At 70.1% G+C, this 12,009-nt stretch carries 7 protein-coding genes; all 7 read left to right on the plus strand.

Going from position 1 to position 12,009, the window contains the following annotated elements:
• Window positions 1-209: 209 nt before the first annotated feature.
• The 7 genes from ACWD5D_RS24270 (at window position 210) to ACWD5D_RS24300 (ending at window position 11,816) form a co-directional block, all read left to right on the plus strand.
• Window positions 210-1,112 carry a S1 family peptidase gene (locus ACWD5D_RS24270; protein ID WP_451374839.1) on the plus strand — a complete coding sequence of 301 codons (903 nt, stop codon included), beginning with the start codon at window positions 210-212 and terminating at the stop codon, window positions 1,110-1,112.
• A 415-nt stretch (window positions 1,113-1,527) separates the two neighbouring features.
• Entirely contained in the window at window positions 1,528-2,610 is a 1,083-nt protein-coding gene (locus ACWD5D_RS24275) for a S1 family peptidase (protein WP_451374840.1), read from the plus strand.
• Between the two features lie 259 nt (window positions 2,611-2,869).
• Window positions 2,870-6,310, plus strand: coding sequence for a DNA polymerase III subunit alpha (locus tag ACWD5D_RS24280; RefSeq protein WP_451374841.1), 3,441 nt, complete (start codon window positions 2,870-2,872; stop codon window positions 6,308-6,310).
• A complete protein-coding gene (locus ACWD5D_RS24285; RefSeq protein WP_451374842.1) occupies window positions 6,307-7,404 on the plus strand; it encodes a DNA polymerase Y family protein in 1,098 nt (365 codons plus the stop codon). The genes ACWD5D_RS24280 and ACWD5D_RS24285 overlap by 4 nt, the downstream gene beginning before the upstream one ends.
• Complete coding sequence (locus tag ACWD5D_RS24290) at window positions 7,383-9,500, plus strand: FUSC family protein (RefSeq protein ID WP_451374843.1); 2,118 nt, start codon at window positions 7,383-7,385, stop codon at window positions 9,498-9,500. Before ACWD5D_RS24285 ends, ACWD5D_RS24290 begins: the two co-directional genes overlap by 22 nt.
• Before the next feature lie 273 nt (window positions 9,501-9,773).
• Entirely contained in the window at window positions 9,774-10,673 is a 900-nt protein-coding gene (locus tag ACWD5D_RS24295) for an esterase/lipase family protein (RefSeq protein WP_451374844.1), read from the plus strand.
• Window positions 10,674-11,207: 534 nt separating this feature from the next.
• On the plus strand, window positions 11,208-11,816 hold the full coding sequence (locus ACWD5D_RS24300) for a hypothetical protein (protein WP_451374845.1): 609 nt from the start codon (window positions 11,208-11,210) through the stop codon (window positions 11,814-11,816).
• Window positions 11,817-12,009 lie beyond the last annotated feature (193 nt).

Here is a 12,009-nt window from a genome sequence, read left to right on the forward strand (position 1 = left end):
TGGTTCAAAGGTTGACGGCCGAAAGGCGCTCTTGTGCCGACCGGTCGTCCGGTCGAATACTGCCTCCAGCGCTTGTCAGGGACATGTGGATTCAGCGGCATGTGGATTTAGCGACATGTGGGCTCCGGATCCGGTACGACTCCTCTGGCTGCGCCTCACGGGCCCCGACCCCACGCGGGCCCCCGAATTCCCCTGGGAGGGAACGAAACGTGAGGATCAAGCGCACCACTCCCCGCAGTGGCATCGCGAGACGGACCCGACTGACCGCCGTTGCCACCGGCTTCCTGGCCGCCGCCGCGCTCGCCGCCCCTACGGCGAATGCCAGCGACGCTCACACGTTCAGCGCCAACCAGCTCACCAAGGCGAGCGACTCCGTCCTCAAGGCCGACGTCCCCGGTACGGCCTGGGCGGTGGACAGCAAGACCCACCGTGTCGTCGTCACCGTCGACAGCACGGTCTCCCAGGCCGAGATCGCCAAGATCAAGCGGCAGGCCGGAGGCGACGCGGGCGCCCTCGTCGTCAAGCGCACGGCCGGCAAGTTCAACAAGCTGATCTCGGGCGGCGACGCCATCTACGCGAGCAGCTGGCGTTGCTCGCTGGGCTTCAACGTGCAGGACGCCAGCGGCAACTACTACTTTCTGACCGCCGGGCACTGCACCGACGGCGCGGGCACCTGGTGGTCGAACTCCTCGCACACCACGACGCTCGGCACCACGGCCGGCTCCAGCTTCCCCGGCAACGACTACGGCATCGTGCGCTACACGAACTCGTCGGTCACCAAGTCGGGCACCGTGGGCAGCCAGGACATCACGAGCGCGGCCACGCCGTCCGTCGGGACGACCGTGTTCCGCCGTGGTTCCACCACCGGTACCCACAGCGGCCGGGTCACCGCGCTCAACGCGACGGTCAACTACGGTGGCGGAGACGTCGTCTCCGGGCTGATCCAGACCACGGTCTGCGCCGAGCCCGGTGACTCCGGCGGTCCGCTGTACGGCGGCACCACCGCGTACGGTCTGACCTCCGGGGGCAGTGGTAACTGCACCTCCGGCGGTACGACGTTCTTCCAGCCGGTCACCGAGGCGTTGAGTGCCTATGGGGTTCACGTCTACTGACGGGATCCGCTGAAGAGGTGTGCTGTGCCCCCGTGCGCTGTCTTGCGTGCGGGGGCTTTTGGTTGTTCCGGGTGGGGACTCGGGTCTGGGGGTGAGGGGTGGGATGGGGTTGGGGGTCTGGGGGTGAGGGGTGGGATGGGGTTGGGGGTCCGGGGGTGAAGGTTTTGTTTCGGACACTCGTAACCGTCACTGTCCGCCTACGCGTTACTCGCGCGTAGTGTTTGCAGTGCGAATTCCCTGGGATGACTGACCACGGTCAAGTTGGGTGGAGTGTGCGGGCGTTTTCTGTGCGCGTCCTGAAGTCGACCTTGTGTGCCCCCTGTGCGGTTCGGAAGAGTAGGCGCCCGTCAACCAGCCTTCCGGTTCGTGAGGTCCCCACAATCTCTCGGGCCGACCCCCCACAGGAGGACATGAGTTGAAGCACCGACGCATATCCGGGCGGCGGGCCGCCGTGGCCGGTGCGGGAATCGCCGCACTGGTCGCCGCGGGAGTCACCTTCCAGACTGCGAACGCCAGCGAGCCGGCGAAGTCCGCTCCGAAGGCGCGGGTTCTGTCGGCACCCGCGGCCGGAGAACTCGCCCTGCGGCTGACGCCGGACCTCGGGTCCGACGCGGCCGGCAGCTACTACGACGCGCGGACGAAGAGCCTCGTCGTCAACGTGCTCGACGCGGCCACCGCGAAGACCGTCGAGGCGGCCGGCGCGAAGGCGAGGATCGTCACCAACTCCCTCGCCGAGCTGGCCGGGGCGCGGGCGACGCTGAAGAAGGACGCGACCATTCCCGGTACCTCGTGGGCGACCGACCCGGTCACCAACAAGGTCGTCGTCACCGCGGACAGGACGGTGTCCGGGGCTGAGCTTGCCAAGCTCGGGAAGGTGACCGACGGGCTCGGGTCCAAGGTCGAACTCAGGCGGTCGAAGGGGGAGTTCAAGCCCTTCGTCGCCGGTGGTGACGCCATCACCGGGTCCGGTGGGCGTTGCTCGCTCGGGTTCAACGTGGTCAAGGACGGGCAGCCGTACTTCCTGACCGCGGGACACTGCACCGCGGCGATCTCCAGCTGGTCGGACTCCAGCGGGAAGGAGATCGGGCAGAACGCGGAGTCGCACTTCCCGGGGACCGACTTCGGGCTGGTCAAGTACTCGGCGGATGTCGAGCACCCGAGCGCGGTCGATCTGTACAACGGGTCTTCGCAGCAGATCACGCAGGCCGCGGAGGCGACCGTCGGGGAGAAGGTGACCCGGAGCGGGTCGACGACGCAGGTGCACGACGGTACGGTCACGGGCCTCAACGCGACGGTGAACTACCAGGAGGGCACTGTCAGCGGGCTGATCCAGACCGATGTGTGTGCGGAGCCCGGGGACAGTGGTGGTTCGCTGTTCGACGGGAACAGCGCGATCGGGCTGACGTCGGGTGGCAGTGGTGACTGCACCGCCGGTGGGGAGACGTTCTTCCAGCCGGTGACCGCGGCGCTGTCGGCCACCGGTGCGCAGATCGGCTGACGTTCGGAAGACGCTTTGTGGAGTCCCGCCCCGGGTGTGAGGGGCGGGGCTTCGTCGTTTTTGTGCCTGCGGCGGCCTGTCGCGGTGGGGCGGGGGTCGGGGTCGCGCCTGCGGTTGTGGGGTGGGTCATGCAAAGAATCGCTGATGTGTTCGAATCTAGGTCCTTGACCGGGGATGATGGGGCTAGAGTAATCGAACGAGCGTACGATGAACGTATCGGGCATATGGCGGAAAAGGGGTGGAGTGGTGGAGGTGTGGCATGGCGGGCTTCGCTCATCTGCATGTCGCCTCCGGTTATTCCGCCCGGTACGGCGCCGCTCATCCGGAGCACCTTGTCCGAAGGGCGGCGGAGCGGGGTGTGGCGGCGCTCGCGTTGACCGATCGGGACACGGTCACCGGTGTTGTTCGATTCGCTCGGGCGTGTGAGAAGGAGGGGGTCCGGCCGGTCTTCGGTGTCGACCTGGCGGTGGAGGCTGTCGCGCCTCCACCGCCAAGGCAGCGGCGTCGCACTCCGGTGAGTGGGGGTGCGCATGTGGTCGAGCCGCCGCTGCGGTTCGTGCTGCTTGCGCGGGACCGGGAGGGGTGGGCGCGGCTGTGTCGTATCACCTCGGCCGCTCATGCCGTCGAGGGCGGGACGCCGGTGGTGTCCTGGGAGGCGTTGCGCGAGTACGGCGGTCCCGGGCTGGTCGTGCTGCTCGGGCCGCTCTCGGAGCCGGTGCGGGCGTTGTCGGTGGGGCGGGAGGACGTCGCGGTGAAGTTGCTGGCGCCCTGGAAGGCGGTGTTCGGGAGGGGGGTCCGGCTGGAGGTTGTTGCGCAGAAACGTTTCGGCGTGGGGGCGGGGTCCCTTCGGCTGGCTGCTCGGACGTTGGCGCTGGCCGATCGGACGGGTGTGACCGCTGTGCTCTCCAACGCCGTCCGCTATGCCGATCCCGAGCAGCATCGGCTCGCCGACGTCCTGGACGCCGCGCGGCTGCTGCGGCCGATCGACCGGCGTCGCCTGGACAGCGGGCAGCGCTGGCTCAAGGACGAGGGAAGCATGGCGGTCGTGGCGCGGATGGTCGCGGAGTGTGCCGGGGCGGACGAGCGACGGGCGCGTCGGCTGATGGCGGACACCGCCGCCACGGCGGCTGAGTGCGTCGTCGACCCGCGGGCGGACCTCGGGCTCGGTTCCCGGCACTTCCCAGAGCCGGCGCTCTTCGGTGCCGGGCCCGGAGGAGCCGCGGAGTTGTTGCGCCGGCGGTGTGAGGACGGTCTGGTCCGGCGTGGTCTGGATCGTGACCGTGCCGCGGTGGAGCGGCTGGAGGGGGAGCTCGAGGTGATCTCCGGGCTGGGGTACGACTCGTACTTCCTCGCCGTTGGGCAGGTCGTCGCCGATATCCGGGCGAAGGGGATCAGGGTCGCGGCCCGTGGCTCGGGTGCCGGGTCGATGGTCTGCCATGCGCTGGACATCGCCACCGCCAATCCGCTCGACCATCGCCTGTTGTTCGAACGCTTCCTGAGTGTGCGCCGGGGCTCGCTGCCCGACATCGACATCGACGTGGAGTCGGCCCGGCGGCTGGAGTGCTACGACGCGATCTTCGAGCGGTTCGGGAAGGAGCGGGTGGCGGTCACCGCCATGCCCGAGACCTATCGGGCACGCCGGGCCCTGCGCGACACCGGCCTGGCACTCGGCATCGCGCCCGCCGACATCGACCGGATCGCCAAGAGCTTCCCGCACCTGCGGGCCTCCGACATCACCGGTGCGCTCGCCGAGCTGCCCGAGCTGCGGCAACTGGCCGGCGAGGCGCACCGGTACGGGCCCCTGTGGGAGCTCGCCGAAGGCCTCGACTCCCTGGTCCACGGCATGGCCATGCACCCCTGCGGCGTGGTCATCAGCGACGCGACTCTTCTGGACCGGCTGCCGGTGCAGCCGACCCCGCAGGGCGACTATCCGATGGCCATGGCGGCGAAGGAGGAGATCGAGGCGCTGGGCAACATCAAGCTGGATGTCCTGGGTGTGCGGATGCAGTCCGCGATGGCTCATGCCGTCGCGGAGATCGAACGGACCACCGGCAACCGCATCGACCTGGACGATCCGAAGCAGGTGCCGCTCGACGACGTCTTCGCGTTCAAGCTCATCCAGGAGAGCCAGACCCTGGGCCTGTTCCAACTCGAGTCACCTGGCCAGCAGGACCTGTTGTCCCGGTTGCGGCCGCGCGACGTGCAGGATGTGATCGCCGACATCAGCCTCTTCCGCCCCGGCCCGGTCGCGGGTGGTATGCCCGAGCGGTACATCGCGGCCAGGCACGGGGGCAGACCGTCGTATGCCCATCCGGATCTGGAGCCGGTGCTCGCCGACACCTACGGCGTCACCATCTGGCACGAGCAGATCATCGAGACGCTGTCGGTGATGACCGGCTGCGACCGGGCCTTCGCGGAGATCACCCGGCGGGCGCTCGGCGACAAGAGCGCGCTGCCGAGGATCAAGGACTGGTTCCACCGGCTGGCACGCGCGCGTGGGTACGACGCGAAGGTGCGGGACGAGGTGTGGAGGACCGTCGAGGCCTTCGGGGCGTACGGCTTCTGCCGGGCCCACGCGGTCGCCTTCGCCGTACCTGCTTTGCAGAGTGCCTGGCTCAAGGCGCACTATCCGGCTTTCCTGCTGGCCGGTCTGCTCGAACACGATCCCGGTATGTGGCCCAAGCGGGTTCTCGTTTCCGACGCCCGTCGGCGGGGGGTGCCGGTGCTGCCCATGGACGTCAACCGGTCCCGGGTGAAGCACACCGTGGAGATGACCGAGGGGGAGCGATGGGGCGTACGGCTCGCGCTGTCCGCGGTGCACGGCATCAGCGAGGAGGAGTGTGCGCGGATCGAGGAGGGGCAGCCGTACGGATCGCTGTCGGACTTCTGGCAGCGGGCCCGCCCCAGCCGCCCGGTCGCCGAACGCCTCGCCGAGATCGGCGCGTTGGCCGCCCTCCACGACGGCCGACTCACCCGGCGTGATCTGCTGCTCCAGATCACCGAACTCCACCGGCAGTCCCGCAACCGGACCGCCGGTGCGGGCCAACTGCCCATCGTGGCAGGGGCCGTCGGCGGCGCGGAGCCCAGCGGGCTGCCGGAGATGACCGGCCGCGAGGCCCTGAGCGCCGAGTTGAGCACCCTCGGCATCGACGTCTCCAGGCATTTGATGGAGCACCACCACCGGCTGCTGCGCGAGATCGGCGCGACCGACGCGGCGCATCTGGCGGGGATGCGGGCCGGGCAGCAGGTGCTCGTCGCGGGCGTACGGGCCTCGACCCAGACCCCGCCGATCGCGAGCGGCAAGCGGATCATCTTCGTCACCCTGGAGGACGGCTCCGGGCTGGTCGACCTCGCCTTCTTCGAGGACTCCCACCCGGCCTGCGCGCACACCGTGTTCCACAGCGGGCTGCTGCTGGTGCGCGGCACGGTCCAGGTGCGCGGCACCCGTCGTACCGTCGTCGGCGCGATGGCCTGGGACCTGGACGAGATCGCCGCGGCCCGGCGTGACAGCGGCCCCGAGGCAGCTCTCGCCCTCCTCGGCAGGAGCCGCCCGCACCCGACTCCCGCCCAGCCGCGGCGCACCCTGGTCGACGGCACGGCGGGCGCCCGTCTGCATCCGTACGCCGACCTCCAGCCCGCCGGTACCCGCTCGGCCGACCTGAAGAAGTTCGGCCACCGCAGTCCGGGGAGCGCGGGATGAACCCACGTCAGCGGCACATCGCGCACCTTCATCTGCACGGTGTGCCGAACGAGGCCCAGTACGGCCACATAATCGAACTGATGTCCGGTATCACGCCTCACGTGCAGGCCGTTCCGCCCGACGCCGTGCAGCTCGATCTGACGTCGGCGCTCCGGTACTTCGACCTGTCTCCCTACGACCTGGTCCAGGCGGTGAAGATGAGGCTGATGCTCCACTACGACATCGACTGCAGCGCCGGGCTCGCGGGCAACCGCATGCTCGCGGCCATGGCGGCCGACGCGTCCGCGTTCGGCGAGACCACCTGGGTCCCTGCCGAGCAGGCCGCCGATTGGCTGTGTCCCCGCCCGGTCACCGCACTGCCCGGGATCGGCCGTAGCACCGCGGAGACACTTCACAAATACGGCCTGCACACCATCGGGCAGGTCGTCGACCTGCCCGCGGAGACCCTGCAGCGACTGCTCGGGGTGGGCCTGGCCCGTCTGTTGGCCGAGCGTGCCCGCGGCCACGATCCCCGCCCGGTCACCCCCTCGGAACCGGAAGCGCGTCTGGTGGCCGACCTGGCGCTGGAGCGGGACTGCCTCGACCCGGCACAGCATCATCGAGCGGTCCTGGGACTCTCCGACCAGATCGGCCAACGCCTGCGCGGTGAACGGCAGATCACCACTCGGCTCACCCTCACGGTGCGGTACGCCGACCGCAGGTCCACCACGCGTACGCGCACGCTGCCGGAACCCACCGACCACTCACCCGCGCTCGCGGCAACCGCTCTGGGACTGCTGACCGGCCTTGGGCTGCAACGAGCACGCGTACGCGCTTATGTACTGCGCGCCGACAACCTGGTGCCGGCCGACAGGTCCTACGGCCAACTCTCCATGGATCCCGCCGACGCCCTCGCCCGCGCGGCCGAAGCCGCAGCCGACCGGGCCCGCAGACGTTTCGGACCGGAGGCCGTACGGCCCGCCGTGCTCGCCGGCCCGGGCGGCGCGTCCGGGGGGCAGCGAGTGGCAGCCGTGCCGGGGTCGGCAGAGGATGAGACGGCTGCTCCTGTGCCGTGCCGCCGAGGAGGCCCCACATGCGCTGGTGGTCGTCGCTGATCACGATCGGCCGGGACGGGCTGCGCATCCAACGGGCGTTCGCCGCGCCGTCGACGATCGTACGGGCCGTCCTCGCCGTGGTGCTCGCCACGGTTCTCGGCCTGCTGCTGGACGACCCGGTGGCCGGGGCCATGGCCAGCGTCGGTGCGTTCATCTGCGGCATCGGCACACTGCTGAGCCCGCTGCGGCACCGCGTGGTCAACGCGCTCGGGATGGCCGTGGCCTTCAGCGCCATGGCGGTGCTGGGGGCCCTGGTGCACGGCATCACCTGGCTGTTCCTGCTGCTGCTCGCGCTCGCGGCGTTCGCCGCCGGGCTGTGGCGGACACTGGGCGTCGCGCCCGGCATCCGGGGGTGCCTCTCGGTCATCGGGCTGATGATCACGGCGGATCTCGCTCCCGGCGTACACGGCGGCCTGGTGATCGCCGGGTGGATCGCGGTCGGGTCCGGGCTCGTCGTGCTGGTGCAGCTGCTCCCGCCGTACGGCCCGCGGTTCGCCGCCCAGCGCCGCGCCCTGGCCACTGTGTACCAGTCGCTCGCCGCGGGATCCGTGGCGAGCGACTCCGCCGCCCTGAGCGGGGTCGCTCCGTTCACGGCGGCCCGGCAGGCCCTGGACCTGCTGCCGCAGTTCAGCCGGCCGGCGGCCGCGGCCATGTTCGGTCTGCTGGGTGAGGCCGAGCGCGTCCGCCGCGCACTGCACACCGTGCGGCTGACGGTTCCCGTGGCGGCAGGGGACGGGAACCAGGAGGCGCTGGCCGCCGTCGCGCAGGTGCTGGGCGACATCTCCCGCACGGTGGGCTCCGGCCGCGAGCACCGCACGTCCGAGGAGGCCGACGGGTTCCTGCAGTCGTGGGCGGCCGACTCGCCCGTGCGCGGCCCGCGTGACCTGACCGTGCGGCTGCGGTCGGCAGAGCAGATGGCCCGGCGCGCGACCGACGACCGCCTCGGCGACGCGCTGGAACCCCACACCGAGGTGCCGGGTCTGTACACGGGCACCCCGTCCGTGGCGCGCACCGCCCGGCGGATCCGGGCGCAGCTGCAACCCCGTTCGCCGATCTTCCGTCATGCGGTGCGGCTCGCCGTGGGCGTGGTGATCGCGGAGATCATCGGCCGGTCGATCGGCGGGTGGGGCGGGCTGGGCATCTCCGCGCACGGCTTCTGGGTGGCCCTGACCACCATGCTGGTCCTCTTCCCCGATTACGGACACACCCTCACCCGCGCCTGGGGACGGGCGGCCGGGGCCGTGCTCGGCGGTCTCCTCGCCTGGGTGCTGTCCCTGCCGAACTGGTCGCCCCTCGGCCTCGCCGTCCTGTCGGTGGTGCTGGCCACGGCGTCGTTCCTCACCCTGCGGACCGGGCAGCTGATGCTCAACCTGTGGCTGACCACCTGGATCGTCTTCCTGATCCACCACGTCGGCGGGCTGCCCGGCCCGACGGCGTGGGCGCGCGCGGCCGACACGGTGGTCGGCGCCGCACTCGCCGTGCTCATCTTCATGCTCTGGCCGACCTGGTCCAACCGGCGGGTGCCGGGCCTGCTGGCGGAGTGGCTGCGGGTGCAGGACCGGCTGCTGCCCGAGCTGCTGACCGGCTACGCCGACGTCGGGGCGACCGACAAGGCAGCCGTCGACGCGCTGCGGGCGCGGTCACGGCAGGCCAGGGAGGACCTGGAGGCCGCGATGGAGCAGGCGCACGCCGAGCCGGCCGGACACCGGGGCTCCTGGTCGATCGCACAGCTGGAGCGGATCAGCACCCAGGTGACCACACTCGCCGGATGCGCCACCCTGCTCATCGAACACCTGCCGCGCACCCCGCAGGACACCGTGCCGGAGCTGACCGAGCTGGCCGATCCGCTGCACGAACACCTCGCCGCCCTGGCCCGCGCCGCGGCCGGCGCCGAGACCGTGGCCCCGGGGGCGCTGCGGTCGGTGTTCGACACCTTCACCGTGCGCTCCGGCCTGCTGGCCGCGGCGTCCGACGACTCCGGCGGCGTCACGGTCAGCCGCGCCGTCGGCCTGAGCACGGCGACCGTCGACGCCGTCGAGGCCCTGACCGTCGTCATCGCCTCCCGCCACCGCCCCCGTCGGCACGCGGCAGCCTGAAACTCCGCACGGTCGCCGTCCGCCCCAGGTCGCTTCTCCGACCAGCGCGGACACGCCGAGCGCCGATCGCATGCCCGGACGCGCGGTCCCGGGCAACATGCTGACGGACCGTCAGAGTGGCGTCGCGCCCTTGTTGTTACCGGAAGTTTTTACTGACGCGTAACTTCACACCTCGGCTACTCGCTCGTAACTTGACGAGTGAACAGCATCCTCGTGATCCGGATCACAGGGTTAGGCCGTCGCACCTCCCTTGAGCCGCAAGGAGATCACACGATGCTGCCCTGGAAGCGAGTGCTCAGACCCCTCGCCGCGCTGCTCCTGGCCGCCGCCGTGGGCGCCGTTCCCGCCGCCACCGCACAGGCGTCGACCTCCGCGCCCGGCGTGCAGTCGGCCGCCGCGACCGCATCCGGAAGCGGCGGAGGGTGGAACGACTACACCTGCCGGCCGTCCGCCGCCCATCCCCGTCCCGTCGTCCTGGTCCACGGCACCTTCGGGAACTCCGTCGACAACTGGCTGGGCCTCGCGCCCTACCTGAAGGACCGCGGATACTGCGTCTTCTCCCTCGACTACGGCCAGTTGCCCGGTGTCCCGGTCTTCTACGGCCTCGGCCCCATCGACAAGTCCGCCGAACAGCTGTCGTCCTTCGTCGACAAGGTGCTCGCCGCGACCGACGCCGCCAAGGCCGACCTGGTCGGCCACTCCCAGGGCGGCATGATGCCCCGCTACTACCTGAAGTTCCTCGGCGGCGCCGCCAAGGTGAACGCCCTCGTCGGCATCGCCCCCGACAACCACGGCACCGACCTGGACGGCCTCACCAACCTGCTGCCGTACTTCCCCGGCGCCGAGGACCTGCTCAAGTCCGGCACCCCCGGCCTCGCCGACCAGATCGTCGGTTCCGCCTTCCTCACCAGGCTCAACGCGGGCGGCGACACCGTCCCCGGAGTGCACTACACGGTCATCTCCACCAAGTACGACGAGGTGGCGACCCCGTGGCACGACCAGTACCTGAGCGGTTCGGACGTCCACAACGTCCTGCTCCAGGACCTGTGCTCGCTCGACCTGTCCGAGCACGTGGCGATCGGCCTGTTCGACCGCATCGCCTTCCACGAGGTGGCCAACGCCCTCGACCCGGCCCACGCCACCGCCACCACCTGTGCGTCGGCCTTCAGCTGACCGGCACCGGCACCGGCACCGGCACCGGCACCTGTCCGGCCTGAGCCGCCGGACAGGCGCCGGGAGCGAGGGGAAGCGAGCCCGGGAGACATGACCAGGAAACCGCGAAAACGCCTGCTGGGGGCGGGCGGCGGAGATCCTTATGGCGGCGTTAAGGCCGGACTAACCGGGGGCTCAGGAAGAGGGGGAGGAACCCCGTAGCCCACCTGCGCTCGACCAGCGTGACTGTCCGCGTCGGTTCGGGTTCGTTCGCCGGCGGACGCCCCGGTTGGCTCCCCGATTGGCTCCCGGCAGCGCGTAGGCGCTGCCTCGCTGAACCTGCGCACATGGCTCCGGGAGGGCGCCTCCTCTAGTGAGTGACGTGCTGGTCAGTCAACTTGCCAGGGAACCGACCAGTCGATGTCTCAAGCGTGCTGTTGCCGATGACATGCGCCAGACGCGCCCACTATGCGCCCTTGCGCTGAGCCTCACTGCGGATCACCGTCAGTACTCGTAGTTGTCTCTGACGGTGCTACGAGTACGAGGGGGACGGGGATGGTGGAGCGCAGCGCGTCATGGTCGAAGAGCGTCTTCGGTGAGCTGGCTGAGCCGCTGTCAAAGCTGATCCCGGAATACATCGTCAGGGCCCATGAACGGGCACGCGACGGCCACCGGGAAGTAGGAACGCAGACCCTGGAAGCGTACGGACATGGTCTCCACGCTTCTCAGTATGAGGAGCTAGCAGCTGGGCTCGCCGACCTTCCGGGCGCTACGGCAGTGCGCCTGCAAGCGCGCATGGTAATGGTTGTTGCCGGCCAGGTGCTCTACCCGATCCGCTACGCCAAGCGAGACGTACCGGTCACAGTCGCTCGTCTTCGCCGCGCAGTCGGCTTGCGGGCAGATCTGATTCGTCGCCATGGCCCCGAGCCTCTGCAAGGGGAGTTGGACCTCGGGCTCGTGGAACTGCAAGAACAGGAATTCCACAAGGACCTGAGCCAGTTGGACCCTGACGTCGGCCTGGTGCTCGTGGCTTACGCCTGCGCCATGAGCACCGGAGTCATGCGCCTTGAGTGGGGAGACGCAGAGCTGCGCCGGGGTGATCGACACTTACTGTGGCATCACCACGAGCCGCTTGAGCTCCCCGACGCGCGGCGATCCGCCTAGCGCTCGAAGGAGGGGGCAGGCGCTTAGAAGAGAGTGCCATCTTCTTCTCCTGGCCCTGTCTGAACTGCGCTGGAGCAGGCGACGTGGGGTAGTGGTGTGGTCCTTCCTCGCGTATCCACGGGAGGAAGCGAATCCGCTTCCTCGTTAGCCCTTGGCCGGTACCGGGGTCTAGAGCCTCCTGCCGACGGTGGGC

This window comes from Streptomyces sp. NPDC002520 (assembly GCF_053595235.1).

Bases quoted from the DNA above. Each gene is read 5' to 3' on its own strand.
- ACWD5D_RS24300 (WP_451374845.1), top strand. From the start codon at position 11,208: ATGGTGGAGCGCAGCGCGTCATGGTCGAAGAGCGTCTTCGGTGAGCTG.
- ACWD5D_RS24285 (WP_451374842.1), top strand. From the start codon at position 6,307: ATGAACCCACGTCAGCGGCACATCGCGCACCTTCATCTGCACGGTGTG.
- ACWD5D_RS24280 (WP_451374841.1), top strand. From the start codon at position 2,870: ATGGCGGGCTTCGCTCATCTGCATGTCGCCTCCGGTTATTCCGCCCGG.
- ACWD5D_RS24295 (WP_451374844.1), top strand. From the start codon at position 9,774: ATGCTGCCCTGGAAGCGAGTGCTCAGACCCCTCGCCGCGCTGCTCCTG.
- ACWD5D_RS24290 (WP_451374843.1), top strand. From the start codon at position 7,383: ATGCGCTGGTGGTCGTCGCTGATCACGATCGGCCGGGACGGGCTGCGC.